The sequence below is a fragment of the Ammoniphilus resinae genome (assembly GCF_017873965.1).
Classification (GTDB): Bacteria; Bacillota; Bacilli; order Aneurinibacillales; family RAOX-1; genus Ammoniphilus_A; species Ammoniphilus_A resinae.
In genome coordinates this window covers 676,075-691,176 of sequence record NZ_JAGGKT010000001.1, presented here as the reverse complement: position 1 = coordinate 691,176, position 15,102 = coordinate 676,075, and the positions used below count along the sequence as shown (strand labels likewise).

The window sequence follows — 15,102 nt, the reverse complement described above, 5'->3', positions numbered from 1 at the left end:
AGCTAAAATACGGTTCCACCTATATAAAAACAATCAATAGCGGAAAAATTTTCCGCTATTGAGCCAAGTTATCTCAAAATTCTAGGTATAAAAGAAAATTTTTCCGCTATTTAACTCTCTTTTCTTAGCGTTACTTCAGAGGATACCGGAAGGGAAAGTCCTGTTGTGCGAAAAAAACCGTGATTAATGAGTGGAACTTGAAGTTGAACGCGTACCTTAACGTAATTTCCCATATCTGATTTTGATACCTGGACTCCTTGGTATCCGCTCGCCACATTTGTCGCTGCACTCACATAATCCCCATCCACAATGGCCATCCTCGCCCCATCCATCGCTGCTGCCTCAACTGTCATTTTGGCGCCAGCAGCGATGGTAAACTGCCATACGATTGCAATCATGAGGAAGAATAAAGGAAGCACAGCAACAAATTCAATCGCTTGGGACCCTCTTTCATTCTTTAACCAACGCATCTATTACCACCTGCTGACGAAGTTTTGAAGCTTGCTAATCACTGTTTGCGCGATCGATTGGTCTTGACCTACAAGACTAATAATCGTCCCAAGCAATGCAACAACCAATGCCGCAACAGCTACATATTCAATAGCCTGTGCCCCCCGCTCATTGCGAACGTACCCATATACCTTCCAAAATTTATTCATCACCGTTCACCCCCTTTCAATATTCGCTTAAATCTTAAAATGGCCAGCCGGTGATTCCCATTCCTTCGTGATTATAAATAAAGTTCAAGATAAGCAATCCCATAATGCACAGGATGACGCCTGGCAGGATACAAAACGACGTAATCAAGGTGATTTTTGGACCTGCTTTTCCAGCCTTTTCCTTGATTTTTCCTATTCTTGATTCCCTCATATCCTGCGCCATCACCTGAAAGGTTTTGGCAATCGGAACACCCAGCTTACTTCCTTGCAAGAGCGACAGTACAAGGGTTTCTAACTCTGGACAATCGTTACGCCTCATCAAGCGTTGATAAGCTTCATCCCTCGGCACACCAAAATCCAGCTCCTGTTCAAACCGCATTAGTTCTTCATACAATGGCCCTTCCATTTGGGAAGTAATTTGCTTAATCGATGCATCCAAGGGTGCGCCGGCTGCCAATGTTACGCTCATCGTATCCAAAAAATCGGGGAGTTCAAGACCGATTTGCTCCTGTCTTCTCTTCGCCAGAAGGCGGATCCATAAGTTGGGGCCGAACAAACCTGCGGCGATGAGAATTAGTAGTACAATCCCTCCGAAGCCAAGCCAGGTGAAAACATTCCCTATCAATAAAGCGGCCAACAGACTTACAAAACGTAGTCCAAGAAAAGCAGAAACGGTTAATCCTTCTGGAAATCCCGCCAACAGCAGTTGTCTTTCTAACTCTTGTTCATTAACGAACAGACTCAGTCGACGCCCTACCGGTGAAAATCGATCCGCAGACTTCAAGAGATAATGTTTTAATTCTGCAGACCATTTCTGCTTTTTTTTCTTTGCAGAAATTAAAGATAAATTTTTCAGTAATCTAATTCGCTGCAGGTGATATCGCAAGAAAAAATACATGGCAATCCCCCAACAGAGGACAGAAAGCCAAACCCACATGTAAACCCATTCCATCATTCCATCACACCTTTATATTCGCCACTTGCCGGATTAGAAGAAGACCGATCCCAATGAGGAGAATGACAACCCCAAATAAAATCATCCCGGGAAGTGTAAATAAGGGCATTAAAAACCCTTCAAAAACCATGTTGAAGATCATAATGATAAAGACCGGCATCAGACTTAATGTGAGTGCTATATACCTGGACTCCGTGGTGTTATTCTTTAGCTCCTGATTAATCCGTTCGCGTTCTTCAAGCGTCTTTGCCAGATGGTCAAGCGCTTGGCTGAGCTGTCCGCCTGCCCGTTGTTGAATTAAAATTGTATGATTCATCAAATGAACATCCTTACTGTTCACTCGTTCATTCATCCTCTCAAGTACGATGCTTAGAGGAGTTCCGATCTTTAACTCACTTGACATCGTCTTGTACAGATCGCCAGCTGGCTTTTTCATTTCTTTCGCAATCATCTCAATGCTTTGTTGAATGCTTAACCCCGCCCGAATACTGCTTCCAAATAATCGGCAAACTTCTGGGAGTTGATGGTTCACGGATTGAGCAAGTTTACTTTGCCTTGCTTTCAACCATTGTTTAAGCGAAAATTTTAGCACACCGTAGGCAATAAGAAATTGGTAAGGGAACTTTAGTCCTAGCAATTGAAGAGCCAAGTAGCTTAACACTAGCCATGCCAAAATATAAAGCAGCATCCAATGGAAAGGGGAAATATTTAAATTTGATGCCTTTAATGTATTTTCCAATTCCTTCCCATAGTCTGATTTATTAAATCGCTCACCAAGGCGACCGACCAATCCCTTTTGTTTGTCAGAATCATCTCGGTATAAGGGTTTCATCTGTTTATTTAATTGCTTTAAAAATTTCCTTGTAGCAAATGCTTCAAAAACCCCAAGCAGTCCAAATAGGACGGTTAAAAACAAAAGTACTAATAACGACCATTCCAATGTTGTCATACTTCCTCCCTCTCCTCCCGGAAGAATTCATCGGACAAGTCATGGCCAAAAGCACGGATTTTTGAAGTGCATTGCGGCGGAACACGGGTTAGCTTAAATTGCCCAACCACCGTACCATCCTCCCGAACTCCAGAGCGATCATAGCGAAAAATGTCTTCTAAAACGAGATCTGTTCCTTTTTCCCTTAGTTCAGAAATGGAAACTACCTTTCTTGTACCGTCAGAAAGTCGAGTGGTTTGCACGATTAAATCGACTGCGGCGGATATATAGGGCTTTAGCACATCCACCGTCAACGCCGGGTTGCTCATGATAATCATCGCTTCCAAACGGGATAAAGCATCTTGTGCTGAGTTGGCGTGAACGGTAGTAAGCGAACCTTCATGCCCGGTATTCATCGCCTGTAGCATATCCAACGCTTCCCCGCCTCGAACTTCCCCTACGATGATCCGGTCCGGGCGCATCCGCAAGGCATTTCGCACCAATTGGCGGATGGTAATTTCACCGCTTCCCTCCATATTCATCGGACGTGCCTCAAGGGCGACCACATTCCTCCGATTCAGTCGAAGCTCAGCCATGTCCTCAATCGTGATCACCCGTTCTCCCCCTGGAATCGCCGCCGATAGAACATTCAAAAGGGTCGTTTTCCCGCTTCCCGTTCCTCCAGAAATAATCATGTTCAACTTAGAAGCCACTGCCATTTGCAAAAACCTAGCCATCTTCTCCGACATACTGCCAAATTGAATAAGATCTTCAATGGAATATGGATCTTTCTTAAATTTCCGAATCGTAATCACCGGACTATTCAAGGATACCGGTGGGATGGCAGCATTCACCCTGCTGCCATCCTCGAGCCTCCCATCTACCAATGGGGAGCTTTCATCAATCCGTCTGCCAATTGGGGCAATAATGCGGTCAATGATGTTACGAATATGCTCCTGGCTTTTAAAGCTAACATTGGTAAGTGAAATCTTTCCGTTTTTTTCGATATACACTTCTGTTGGGGAGTTCACCATGATTTCTGTAATCTCTTCATCATGGAGGAGCGGCTCAAGCGGTCCATAACCGACGGAATCATCCAAAATCATTTGTAGCAGGCGATCCTTTTCTTCCTGCGGAATGATTACTTTCTCCTCATCGATCATGGCATGAATAATCTTGTCAATCGTTTTTCGCTTTTGATAGTCCGGAAGGCCGATCAGTTGGTCAAGATTGGATTCTTTAAGAAGCCTCTCTTTAAAATGTTTAAATAGCTGATCCAATGGATCTGTCGAGATTTTTTCGGTGATGGCTGGGTCCGCCAACCTGGAATGAAGTTTATTAAAAATGGACATCCTACACCCCACCTATTAGGGTCTGCAAAGAACCCTCCAAATCAAGCAAGTCTTTTACAGGTCCCTTTTTGATTTTTAGCTTCGGATCGGTATACCACGGAATCCCAAGATTTATGTAGGGCTGAATCGTCTGATAATCATCCACAATAGTACCGAGAACCGGGATGCGGATCATGCGTTTCAGTTCCTGGAGGGTAATGTCATTCTTTTTGCTGAACTTATTGACGATAAGAAAAACATTGTTATCGCGAACCAGGTGATACCGCTCCAATAGGTCTAAAACACTTTGCATATTGACGATTGCAGGTCGTTCGGCCTCAACGACGTATAAAATATAGTCTGATTGCCCCAGTGCTGTGATGGAGATTTCATTTAACTCTTTTGGAATATCCAACACGACCACATCAAAATGAAGTCTGCTCGCGGCAATTAGCATCTCGATATCTTCTGTTGTAAATTGTTCCGCCTCCTCCGGACTATTCGGAGAGAGCAGAACATGCAACCCTGATTCCATACGGAAGACAACATTCATCAATTGAGACGCGGTAAGCTCACGAATAACCGGTTTCAAATCCCCCAAATTGCGGTTATGTTCAATATTAAAGAGTGACTGAACAACCCCAAATTGAAGATTTAAATCAATTAAGAGAATTTTCTTCTCTGGATTCATGCCCATCACATGGGCCAGATTAGCTCCAAGCAAACTCGTTCCCGTTCCGCCTTTCCCACTGTAGAGAGAGATTACTGAACCGGTTCCAGACTGTTGGTTTACCTTTTCCTGTTCTGCCAGGTGAAGCTTTTTCTTAATCTCCTCTTGCGCTTTTTCCAAGGATTTTTCTAATTCATCTAATTCATCCGGAACTTGCAATAGATCAAAAATACCGGCCCGAAACTTCCCTCTTACCTTGTACAGATCTTCCGATTTATTCAAGAAAATAAGTACCGACTTTTCATTAACCTTCTTAATCTGCCGGATAATTTGCTCCACAGCAAGGTCTTCTGCTGGTTCCACAAAAACGACAATTCGTGGTTCAGTTGTATTGATTTTCAGGTAAGCCTCCCTTGGTTTCTCCACCACTTCCCCAAGCCGAATTTCGAGGGAATCAATGACTTGCACCACCTTTTGCGTTAATCTCTGGTCATCACTAATGATGGCTACCTTCATTGTCCTTCTCCCTTTCCACCCTGTTCTATTGAGCTGTTGCTTTTTACAACACGCAATTCCTTGCCATAATTCAGAATCCAAATAATTCGTTTTGCCTGTTCCGGTTTCAGCGCAACACCAATCGAGATGATTTTGCTATCCTGCTTGCTTACCTGAAGAACCTCGACATTTTTCAGCGTTAACTCAGTAATTCGTCTGTCTTTAGGCTGCTTCGGATTATTGTCCGCTTCTGTTTCATAGGAAGAAAAGAGATCGACTCGATCTAATGGATTGATTTGGTCATCAAAAACCGCCAGCGGTGCACGAAGTTGAACCATCCGATGATCGGTTGGAACATTAGAAATATCCCGCAGCATTGCCACTGTAAGGACTTCGCCCTTTGGGATGGGAACAAGGGAAATTTTGTCTTTGTACTGTTCGGCACTTTTAATGAATGATTCTGAAGCATATTTGATCGGCATTTCAATCGTTGACAAAAATTCAGAAGTAATCGGACTGCCCGCAGGAATATCTTTTTCGGCCACATGAATGGAGACCATATTACCCAAACTTTGCTTCGTTTGTTTGATATAGTTAGAAAAAAGAAACGCCGCGGCCATCGCAAAAGCGATGGATAGTATAGTAAAAATAAAAACTCGTTTTCTAGATTCAAACAAATATTTCACCGTCCTATGAAGCTGTTATTCTTTTTGAGAGGAGATGTTCATCCTGCTAACTATGGGCGATTATTCCTATCAGATAAATGATTATGTGTAGGTTCTCACCGTCTTGTTAGTGCTAATTACATTGTATAGAGCCCACCAAAATATGGGTATAGGACCGCACACCCTTAATTTTAGCTACTCTAGTACACCCTAGTTCCTAAAATTGGGTGTCGGATGCACTCTTTGGGTATAGGGGCATAGGACATTTGGAACAAATTGCGTTAAAGCTTCTGATTTGAATGGGGAGAGTGAATTGTTGAGGAAATTTGGGGGCTTACTCCAAAGAAAAAAGATGGCATTTGCCATCCTTTTCATCATCTATTCTTTATTCCAACGCAAGGTATATGCTTCGGGATCCACTCGCCATTGTGACAGTTCTTCCATTTGCTCCTCTCGAACAGTCCCTTGCCCAAGCGCTAGTTCAAGTAGGACGGAGTAATTACTTAATGTCTCCACCGGGAATCCTGCATCACTAAATGCCTTTTCCGCTTTTTCAAACTGGTAGCTGAAAATAGCGGCAACGCCAAGCACTTCGCCCCCTGCTTCCTCTACCGCCTGCGCTGCCTTGATCGAACTTCCTCCAGTGGAGATCAAATCCTCAATAACTACGACCTTTTGCCCTTTCCGCAATTCGCCTTCGATTTGATTTTCGCGTCCGTGACCTTTGGCTTTATCGCGGATATAGATCATCGGTAAATTCAACAGATCTGCGACCCAAGCGGCGTGAGGGATGCCCGCTGTTGCGGTGCCGGCTACAACCTCGGCCCCCGGATACGAATCTCGAATCAATTCCGCAAAAGACTGGGCAATCAGTCGACGGACCTCCGGGTAGGACATGGTCATCCGATTATCACAATAGATCGGAGAACGAAGTCCCGAGGTCCAGCGAAAGGGATTTTCCGGCTTCAGATGAACTGCCCCAATGGCCAGAAGCTTTTCCGCGATTTCCTTTGCCCGTTGTTGTCTATCCATTCTCCACACTCCCTATTAATTCTTCTAAGGCTGCGGCAGGGTTCGCTGCACCTGTAACCGGTCTGCCGACAACGATATAGTCCGTTCCTAAGTCAAAAGCCATTTTCGGAGTTGTCACGCGTTTTTGATCACCAACCGCACTCCCCGCCGGGCGAATTCCTGGCGTTACTGTGAAGAAGTCAGCTCCAGCAGCTTCCTTGATTAATCCCACTTCCAGCGGTGAAGCCACTACACCATCCAATCCAGCTTCCCGAGCTAACAAGGCATAATTCCGTACACAGTCTTCGATTGACCCATGAATACCGATCTCCCGATTCATCACATCCAGAGTGGTACTTGTCAATTGAGTAACAGCAATTAAAAGCGGTTCCCGGCCAGAAGCCATAGTCCCCTTCTGTAACCCTTCCTTTGCTGCGATCATCATTTCCTTCCCGCCAGCTGCGTGTACATTGACCATATCTGCACCCAAGGAAGCTAAGCTTTCCATCGCACCTTTAGCCGTATTCGGGATATCATGAACTTTCAGATCGACAAAAACCTTAAACCCCTGCTCCTTAAACGCAGCAACAATCTGCGGGCCAGCAGCATAATACAGCTGCATTCCAACCTTTAAATATCTGGCGGTTCCCTTAAGCTTCCTCGCACATTCCAGGGCACTCTCCGCCGAGGCAAAATCCATCGCAATAATCGTTCTTTCCCGTACACTCATGATTTCCACCCCGCACCGATCAACTCCGAAATATGGTTCACACCCATTTTATCAAGCCATGATTCCAGATCATCAATAATCGTTGGACAAATGTAGGGATCTACGAAGTTCGCTGTTCCAACCGCTACCGCAGAAGCTCCTGCGAGGAAAAACTCAATCACATCTTCCGCACTTTGAATACCACCCATGCCGATAATCGGGATATTCACCTGCTGGCTAACCTGCCAGATCATCCGAATCGCGACTGGCTTGACAGCTGGTCCAGATAATCCCCCAACTTGGTTGGCCAAGATCGGCTTTCTTGTCTTCAGATCAATCCGCATACCAAGCAATGTATTAATCATGCTTAAACCGTCTGCCCCAGCTTCTTCAACTGCCTTGGCAATCGAAACAATATCCGTAACATTAGGGGAAAGCTTAACAAACACAGGCACCTTACTCACTTTTTTAATCTCTTTGGTAAGCTCCGCAGCAACGATAGGATCTGTCCCAAAGGTGATTCCGCCGCATTTCACATTTGGGCAGGAAATATTTAATTCGAGAGCTGAAACATTCGGAGCCGCTGAGACTTGTCTGGCTACTTCCACATAATCTTCTGTAGTAGTACCCGCAATATTAACAATTACAGGCAAATCACGAAATTGCTTTAACCAGACCAATTCCTCTGACATGACCTTTTCTACACCTGGGTTTTGCAGTCCGATGGCATTCAACATTCCCCCGGGGGTTTCGGCAACCCGCGGTGTCGGATTCCCCATACGCACTTCTAAAGTCGTTGCTTTTACTGCAATCGCACCAAGTCGATTTAAATCATAAAATTGGGAATATTCTCTACCAAAACCAAAACATCCCGATGCCGGCATTACTGGATTTTTCAACTGCAGGCCAGCCAAATTTACCGCTAAACGAGAAGCAGTCATTATAACACCACCTCTCTTAATGGAAATACAGGCCCATCAGAACAGATTTTATAATAGGATTTTTCAGAGCCCTCAGCTGCTGAGCAGACGCACGCCAAACATGCCCCTACCCCACATCCCATACGCTGTTCAAGCGATAGATAGGCCTCTTTATCCGTTTCCTGAAACTTTACCTGCAAGGCCTTTAACATCGGGAGTGGACCGCAGGAATATAACACATCCCATTCAGACGGAGAAAGACCAAACTGTTCATTTAAAATATCGGTAACAACACCTTGAATCCCTTTGCTTCCATCGATCGTAGCCACATGAACTTTCCCATACTGCCCGAGTTCCTTCTCCAAAAACACCTGGTTTGCTGTACCAAAGCCGATGACGCTTGTTACCTTGACCCCTTTATCCACCAACTGCTTGGCTAGATAAAGCAGTGGCGGCACGCCGACTCCACCACCGACGAGAACTGCATGATCCCCGGTTTTTCTTCCCTCTACAGGAAATCCCTGACCGAGGGGACCTAATACATCCACAAGGGCACCTGGGACAGCCTCACTTAAAATCTTTGTCCCCGATCCTTCCGCCCGATAAATCATATCGAGAATACCTTCCTCCAGGTTTACATCACTAATACTGATCGGGCGTCGCAGCAACGGATCAATTCCCGGGCCGCATTTCACATGCACAAACTGCCCTGGGTTTTCCATTTGCTGAACCAAGTCACCTTGTAGGCGGATGCGAAAAACGCGATCCGCCACAGGTTCATTTTCCAGCACCTTCAAATGGCCTTTATCCATGAAGCAAAACCTCCCGCTTCGGCGTGATAAATTGAGGCATCGCCTCTGTTCCGAAGGTGATTGTTTCAATAACGCGAAGTAGTGCTTTTGCAGTATCTAGAGATGTGAGACAAGGAACTCCGTTTTCAACCGCTTCACGGCGAATTCGGAAACCGTCACGTTCCGGTGTTTTCCCTTTTGTTAGGGTATTAATGACAATACTTGCTTCTCCATTTCGGATCATATCCAGCAAATTCGGTGAACCTTCCGTTACTTTATTAACCACGTTCACGCTCATTCCATTTTCCTGCAGCATTTTTGCTGTTCCAGCTGTGGCGAGCAAACGGAAGCCCAAATCATAGAATCCGCGAATGATATCAAGCGCTTCTTCTTTGTCTTTATCGGCAACAGTGACTAAAACAGAACCATATACAGGGATCTTCATGCCGGAAGCCACAAGCCCTTTATAAATTGCCTTGGAAAGGTTTTTATCCCGTCCCATGACTTCACCTGTTGATTTCATTTCTGGTCCAAGTGTAATGTCTACACGGCGCAGCTTTGCAAAAGAGAACACAGGCACCTTCACAGAGATATGGTCTGCTTCGGGGTGATAGCCTGGCGTAAATCCTTCTTCCTTGATCGTGTGACCAAGAATCACTTTAGTAGCTAAGTTTGCCATCGGAATTCCAGTTACCTTGCTTAAGAAAGGAACGGTCCGTGAAGATCTTGGGTTTACCTCGATAACATATACCTTGTTGTCATGGATAACAAATTGAATATTGAGCAAGCCTTTGACGTGCAAACCTTTGGCAATCTTCGTTGTAATTCTGATAATTTCTTCCTTTAATTCCTCGCTGACGCTTTGTGGTGGATAGACTGCAATCGAGTCCCCGGAGTGAACACCCGCACGTTCAATGTGTTCCATAATCCCTGGAATTAACACATCTTCCCCATCGCAAATTGCATCCACTTCCACTTCCCGGCCCAACATGTAACGATCAATTAAAACAGGGTGCTGCGGGTTGATCTTCACCGCTTGTTCCATATAGCCAAGAAGTTCTTTTTCGTTATAGACGATTTCCATCGCTCTACCACCTAGTACATAGGAAGGCCTTACCAAGACTGGGTAACCCAGCTTTTGGGCTGTTTCTACAGCCGCCGCCACATTTGTTACTGTTTTTCCTAGTGGTTGGGCAATCGAGAGGTCACGAAGCAGCTTTTCAAACTTTTCTCTGTCTTCGGCTGTATCGATGCTCTCTAAATCAGAACCAAGGATTTGAACACCGTTCTCTACTAGGCTATCTGCCAAGTTAATGGCTGTTTGACCGCCAAACTGAACGATTACACCCTCCGGTTTTTCTGCCTGAATTATGTTCAACACATCTTCAAAAAAGAGGGGTTCGAAGTATAAACGATCCGATGTGCTAAAGTCTGTCGATACGGTTTCTGGATTGTTATTAATAATCACAGCCTCATAGCCTGCCTCTTTAATGGCCCAAACAGCATGAACGGTTGCATAGTCGAACTCAATCCCTTGACCTATACGGATAGGACCAGAACCTAAAACGATAATTTTCTTTTTCTCGGTTTCTTCTCGTTCATCCTCATCCTCGTACGTAGAGTAGTAGTACGGCGTTTCCGCTTCAAATTCGGCTGCACAAGTATCTACCATTTTATAAACAGGAGTTAATCCTTGAGACGTTCTAAGCTTACGGATCTCCATTTCGGTTTTTCCTGTCAATTCGCCGATCTTGCGATCTGTAAAACCTAAACGCTTCACTTCACGGAGTAATTCATCCGTTGCCCCATCTGTTTGCAATTTCTTTTCATAGCTTATTATCCGTTCTAGTTTGACTAAGAAGAACAAGTCAATTTTCGTCAATTCATGAATCTCATCAATGGTTATTCCTCTGCGTAAGGCTTCCATAAGTAGGAAGATACGCTCATCGTCAGCCAAGACCAATCGTTTCTCTAATTCCTCTTTGGAAAGGTCTGCAGCCTCTTTTAATTCAATATGATAAGTCCCGATCTCCAGCGAACGGACGGCCTTTAACATCGATTCTTCGAAGGTTCTTCCGATCGCCATGACCTCACCGGTTGCCTTCATTTGCGTACCAAGCTTTCGGTTGGCGGAAACAAATTTATCGAATGGCCATCTTGGGATTTTTGTAACTATATAGTCTAATGCAGGTTCAAAACTTGCATAGGTTCTCTTCGTAACCGGATTTTCAAGCTCATCCAGATTATATCCAACGGCAATCTTAGCTGCCATTTTGGCAATCGGATATCCTGTTGCTTTGGAAGCTAGGGCACTGGAACGGCTAACCCTTGGATTTACTTCAATGACATAGTAGTCAAAGCTGTAAGGATCCAAAGCAAGCTGAACGTTACAGCCCCCTTTAATGTTTAGCGCATTAATAATCTTTAGAGAAGCTGAGCGAAGCATCTGATATTCCCGATCAGATAGTGTTTGGCTAGGTGCGACAACAATGCTGTCACCTGTATGGATGCCCACAGGATCAATGTTCTCCATATTACAAACCACGATGGAATTGCCAAGATTGTCTCGCATCACTTCGTATTCTATTTCCTTAAAGCCGGCAATACTCTTTTCCACCAAACATTGCGTAATCGGACTGTATTTTAATCCACTAGCAACTACCTCACGCAGGTTTTCTTCGTCCTGCACAATTCCTCCGCCGGTTCCCCCAAGTGTGTAAGCAGGGCGGACAATAATAGGGTAGCCGATCCGATCGGCGAAAGCGATCGCTTCTTCCACCGTATGGATAATATCACTTTCTGGAACAGGCTCGTTAATTTCATACATTAACCCGCGGAAAAGATCCCGGTCCTCTGCCTTTTGGATCGCTTCTAAATCCGTTCCGAGCAAGGTGACCCCTTCTTCTTTAAGTACACCCGATTCATCAAGATCCTTCGCTAAGTTCAGTCCCGTCTGTCCGCCTAATGTAGCCAACAAGCCGTCTGGTTTTTCTTGACGAATAATGCGAGAAACAAATTCAACAGTCAGCGGTTCAATATACACCTTGTCGGCGATATTGGTATCCGTCATAATCGTAGCTGGATTACTGTTGATGAGTACAACTTCTAAACCTTCTTCTTTCAGTGCTTGACAAGCCTGTGTGCCTGCATAATCAAACTCAGCAGCTTGTCCGATGATAATGGGTCCAGATCCGATAACTAAAACTTTCTTTAAATTAGCGAGTAATGGCATAGGGATTAACCTCCTTCTTGTGTTCAGCAACCATATCTAGAAAACGATCAAATAAATATCCGGAATCGTAAGGCCCAGGTGCTGCCTCTGGATGGTATTGTACAGAGAATGCATCGAACTTTTTATGTCTTAGTCCTTCAATTGTCCCATCATTCACAGCTGAGTGCGAAACTTCCAAATCCGTTTCTGTAAGCGATTCTTCCTTTACGGCAAATCCGTGGTTTTGCGAAGTAATAAAGGTGCGATTTGTTGCCCATTCTTTTACTGGATGGTTACCTCCACGGTGACCAAATTTCATCTTTTCTGTGTCCGCCCCGCAGGCTAAAGCAAATAATTGGTGTCCCATACAAATCCCAAATAATGGGAAGCGCCCTAAGATCCCTTGAATCATTTCGATGGCTTCAGGGACATCCTTTGGATCCCCAGGTCCATTGGATAGGACAATTCCATCTGGACGAAGCCGAAGGATTTCTGCGGCAGTAGTATTGTAAGGAACGACGATCACATCACAGTGCCGATTGGCTAATTCGCGAAGAATTCCATGTTTCGAGCCGAAATCAACGAGAACAATTCTTGGTCCACGGCCTGGGGAGCTAAACACACTTTTCGTTGAAACCAAGGAAATTTGGTTGGTCATATTTGGCGTGCTTTTTAATTGCTCTAAAAAGCTTTCTACCGATTCGGAAGATGTGGTAATCATCCCTTTCATCGTTCCAAACTGGCGAATTTTTCGGGTTAGTTTTCTTGTATCTACATCGTAAATCCCAGGAATTTCATATTCCTTCAATAGAGAATCGAGGGTTTGCTGATTTCGAAAGTTACTCGGCACCTCGCAATGTTCCCGAACCACAAAACCATGGACAAAAGGGCGAATGGATTCAAAGTCGTCACGGTTAACGCCATAGTTACCGATCAGTGGATAGGTCATAGTGACGATTTGACCGCAGTAAGAAGGATCGGATAATACCTCTTGATACCCCGTCATACTTGTATTAAAAACAACTTCCCCAAAGGAATGTTTAGCCGCCCCAAAAGATTTTCCTTCGAATACTGTTCCATCTTCCAAGATTAATCTAGCTTGCACAGATTCCACCTTCTTTTCTGATTTTCTACATTTTATTTTGCCCTGATTGTACCAAAAGCGGTACGCAAAAAAAGGCTTCCTGAAATTGACAGGAAGCCTTTTGATATAGCATACGTATTAGGCGCAACGATATACACCCTATATCCGTATACAGAGCTACATAATCCGACAACCTTATCAACCTCGCGGGATTGAATTTAAAGGTTTTACTTATGAAATTATCCAAAGTATGACATGAATCTACCTATCTGTCAATGCTCACAAGATATGACGCAATTGTTGAACAACTTGCTCCATATCGTTTGGCAGGGGTGCGGAGAATTCCATGTATTCCCCAGTGCTAGGATGCGAGAATCCCAGCACAGCAGCATGAAGTGCCTGTCCATCAAGATGAGCCGGTCCCTTGGGCTTGGTTGGTCCATATTTAGGATCCCCTACTAACGGATGACCGATGTACTTCATATGCACCCTTATTTGATGGGTTCTCCCTGTCTCCAGCTTTAATTCCACCAAGGAATATTCAGCAAATCGTTCCACGACAACAAAGTGTGTGACTGCATGCTTTCCCGTTGCGGGAACGATCGCCATTTGCTGTCGATTCTTTGGGTCACGACCAATTGCCGCTTCAATCGTTCCCGTTTGATGGGAAATAACCCCATGGACCAAAGCCATGTATTTGCGTGTAACGGAATGATTCTTCAACTGTTCAGCTAATGAAAGGTGGGCTTTGTCATTTTTGGCGGCCATAATTAGTCCAGACGTGTCTTTGTCAATCCGATGGACAATCCCTGGACGCATAACCCCATTAATTCCAGAAAGAGAATCTTTACAATGATAGAGAAGTCCATTCACAAGTGTTGCCGTATAATGCCCGGCTCCCGGATGAACAACCAAGCCCCTCGGTTTATTGATTACAATGACATCTCCGTCTTCATAAGCAATATCCAAATCCATGGGTTCAGGGGAGACATTTAATTCCTTTGGAGGGGGAATTTTAAGACTGATCTCATCATCTGCTGTCAGGCGATAATTCCCCTTCACAATTTGACCGTTGGCCTCTACATGACCGTCCTTAATCCATTTTTGCACCTGTGACCGCGACCAATCGGCGCTTGCCTCAGCCAGAAACTTGTCAATCCGTTCACCTTCTAGTTCGGGTTCAATGACCCAGTCGAAAAGCTCAAAAGCGGACATATTACCCCTTTCTCTCTGCCATCATTTCTTTCAGTGTGTCAAAGATATATAATCCAACACCGACTACAATCGCAGAGTCTGCTACATTAAAAATTGGATAGTGAATCAAGGTGAAATCTAAAAAATCCACGACTTCTCCCATTAATAGGCGATCGATAAAATTGCCAATCGCCCCACCTAAGATAAGGGCTAAAGAGAATGAAACCAAAGGTTTGTTCTTTCCTACCTTGCGCATGTAAAAGATAATCCCTGCAACAACCGCAACAGTAATTAGGATAAAAAACCATCTTTGATTCTGTAGAATCCCAAATGCAGCCCCACGGTTTCGATGGGAGGTAAAATGAAAAACACCTTCAATTATGGGTATAGACTGCCCTAGTTCCATATATTTAACAACAAGCCATTTTGTTAATTGGTCCAAGGCGAAAACAAGTAATGCAATAAAATAATAAAACATA

The 15,102-nt window shown here is 44.4% G+C and carries 15 protein-coding genes; all 15 read right to left on the bottom strand.

Annotated features, from left to right (window positions below; all coding sequences use genetic code 11):
* Positions 1-110: 110 nt before the first annotated feature.
* Complete coding sequence (locus tag J2Z37_RS03385) at positions 111-470, bottom strand: TadE/TadG family type IV pilus assembly protein (protein ID WP_209808772.1); 360 nt, start codon at positions 468-470, stop codon at positions 111-113.
* 3 nt (positions 471-473) lie between these two features.
* Positions 474-659: a hypothetical protein gene (locus tag J2Z37_RS03380; RefSeq protein ID WP_209808771.1), complete on the bottom strand. Its 186-nt coding sequence runs from the start codon at positions 657-659 to the stop codon at positions 474-476.
* Between the two features lie 34 nt (positions 660-693).
* The gene (locus tag J2Z37_RS03375; protein WP_209808770.1) at positions 694-1,614 is read right to left on the bottom strand and encodes a type II secretion system F family protein; all 921 of its coding nucleotides are present in this window, start codon (positions 1,612-1,614) and stop codon (positions 694-696) included.
* A gap of 4 nt (positions 1,615-1,618) precedes the next feature.
* The gene (locus tag J2Z37_RS03370) at positions 1,619-2,563 is read right to left on the bottom strand and encodes a type II secretion system F family protein (RefSeq protein ID WP_209808769.1); all 945 of its coding nucleotides are present in this window, start codon (positions 2,561-2,563) and stop codon (positions 1,619-1,621) included.
* Positions 2,560-3,894, bottom strand: coding sequence for a TadA family conjugal transfer-associated ATPase (locus J2Z37_RS03365; RefSeq protein ID WP_209808768.1), 1,335 nt, complete (start codon positions 3,892-3,894; stop codon positions 2,560-2,562). The genes J2Z37_RS03370 and J2Z37_RS03365 overlap by 4 nt, the downstream gene beginning before the upstream one ends.
* Before the next feature lies 1 nt (position 3,895).
* Entirely contained in the window at positions 3,896-5,059 is a 1,164-nt protein-coding gene (locus J2Z37_RS03360) for a CpaE/TadZ family protein (RefSeq protein WP_209808767.1), read from the bottom strand.
* Positions 5,056-5,715, bottom strand: a complete 660-nt coding sequence (cpaB, locus tag J2Z37_RS03355; protein WP_209808766.1) for a Flp pilus assembly protein CpaB — start codon at positions 5,713-5,715, stop codon at positions 5,056-5,058. Before cpaB ends, J2Z37_RS03360 begins: the two co-directional genes overlap by 4 nt.
* Before the next feature lie 366 nt (positions 5,716-6,081).
* Positions 6,082-6,735 (bottom strand): orotate phosphoribosyltransferase, encoded by a 654-nt coding sequence (gene pyrE, locus J2Z37_RS03350; RefSeq protein WP_209808765.1) that lies wholly within the window; start codon positions 6,733-6,735, stop codon positions 6,082-6,084.
* Positions 6,728-7,444: an orotidine-5'-phosphate decarboxylase gene (pyrF, locus tag J2Z37_RS03345; RefSeq protein WP_209808764.1), complete on the bottom strand. Its 717-nt coding sequence runs from the start codon at positions 7,442-7,444 to the stop codon at positions 6,728-6,730. Before pyrF ends, pyrE begins: the two co-directional genes overlap by 8 nt.
* A complete protein-coding gene (locus tag J2Z37_RS03340) occupies positions 7,441-8,364 on the bottom strand; it encodes a dihydroorotate dehydrogenase (protein ID WP_209808763.1) in 924 nt (307 codons plus the stop codon). Before J2Z37_RS03340 ends, pyrF begins: the two co-directional genes overlap by 4 nt.
* Positions 8,364-9,155, bottom strand: coding sequence for a dihydroorotate dehydrogenase electron transfer subunit (locus J2Z37_RS03335; protein WP_209808762.1), 792 nt, complete (start codon positions 9,153-9,155; stop codon positions 8,364-8,366). The genes J2Z37_RS03340 and J2Z37_RS03335 overlap by 1 nt, the downstream gene beginning before the upstream one ends.
* Positions 9,148-12,366 carry a carbamoyl-phosphate synthase large subunit gene (carB, locus tag J2Z37_RS03330; protein ID WP_209808761.1) on the bottom strand — a complete coding sequence of 1,073 codons (3,219 nt, stop codon included), beginning with the start codon at positions 12,364-12,366 and terminating at the stop codon, positions 9,148-9,150. Before carB ends, J2Z37_RS03335 begins: the two co-directional genes overlap by 8 nt.
* Complete coding sequence (locus J2Z37_RS03325; protein ID WP_209808760.1) at positions 12,350-13,450, bottom strand: carbamoyl phosphate synthase small subunit; 1,101 nt, start codon at positions 13,448-13,450, stop codon at positions 12,350-12,352. Before J2Z37_RS03325 ends, carB begins: the two co-directional genes overlap by 17 nt.
* 258 nt (positions 13,451-13,708) lie before the next feature.
* Positions 13,709-14,644, bottom strand: coding sequence for an RluA family pseudouridine synthase (locus tag J2Z37_RS03320; RefSeq protein WP_209808759.1), 936 nt, complete (start codon positions 14,642-14,644; stop codon positions 13,709-13,711).
* 1 nt (position 14,645) lies between these two features.
* On the bottom strand, positions 14,646-15,101 hold the full coding sequence (gene lspA, locus J2Z37_RS03315) for a signal peptidase II (RefSeq protein ID WP_209808758.1): 456 nt from the start codon (positions 15,099-15,101) through the stop codon (positions 14,646-14,648).
* Position 15,102: the final 1 nt, after the last annotated feature.

What these genes read in the sequence shown, in the direction of transcription:
- lspA (WP_209808758.1), bottom strand. Translation starts at nt 15,101, where the DNA reads ATGTTTTATTATTTTATTGCATTACTTGTTTTCGCCTTGGACCAATTA.
- J2Z37_RS03380 (WP_209808771.1), bottom strand. Translation starts at nt 659, where the DNA reads ATGAATAAATTTTGGAAGGTATATGGGTACGTTCGCAATGAGCGGGGG.
- J2Z37_RS03370 (WP_209808769.1), bottom strand. Translation starts at nt 2,563, where the DNA reads ATGACAACATTGGAATGGTCGTTATTAGTACTTTTGTTTTTAACCGTC.
- J2Z37_RS03320 (WP_209808759.1), bottom strand. Translation starts at nt 14,644, where the DNA reads ATGTCCGCTTTTGAGCTTTTCGACTGGGTCATTGAACCCGAACTAGAA.
- carB (WP_209808761.1), bottom strand. Translation starts at nt 12,366, where the DNA reads ATGCCATTACTCGCTAATTTAAAGAAAGTTTTAGTTATCGGATCTGGA.
- J2Z37_RS03365 (WP_209808768.1), bottom strand. Translation starts at nt 3,894, where the DNA reads ATGTCCATTTTTAATAAACTTCATTCCAGGTTGGCGGACCCAGCCATC.
- J2Z37_RS03340 (WP_209808763.1), bottom strand. Translation starts at nt 8,364, where the DNA reads ATGACTGCTTCTCGTTTAGCGGTAAATTTGGCTGGCCTGCAGTTGAAA.
- J2Z37_RS03360 (WP_209808767.1), bottom strand. Translation starts at nt 5,059, where the DNA reads ATGAAGGTAGCCATCATTAGTGATGACCAGAGATTAACGCAAAAGGTG.
- J2Z37_RS03335 (WP_209808762.1), bottom strand. Translation starts at nt 9,155, where the DNA reads ATGGATAAAGGCCATTTGAAGGTGCTGGAAAATGAACCTGTGGCGGAT.
- pyrE (WP_209808765.1), bottom strand. Translation starts at nt 6,735, where the DNA reads ATGGATAGACAACAACGGGCAAAGGAAATCGCGGAAAAGCTTCTGGCC.
- J2Z37_RS03375 (WP_209808770.1), bottom strand. Translation starts at nt 1,614, where the DNA reads ATGATGGAATGGGTTTACATGTGGGTTTGGCTTTCTGTCCTCTGTTGG.
- J2Z37_RS03385 (WP_209808772.1), bottom strand. Translation starts at nt 470, where the DNA reads ATGCGTTGGTTAAAGAATGAAAGAGGGTCCCAAGCGATTGAATTTGTT.
- pyrF (WP_209808764.1), bottom strand. Translation starts at nt 7,444, where the DNA reads ATGAGTGTACGGGAAAGAACGATTATTGCGATGGATTTTGCCTCGGCG.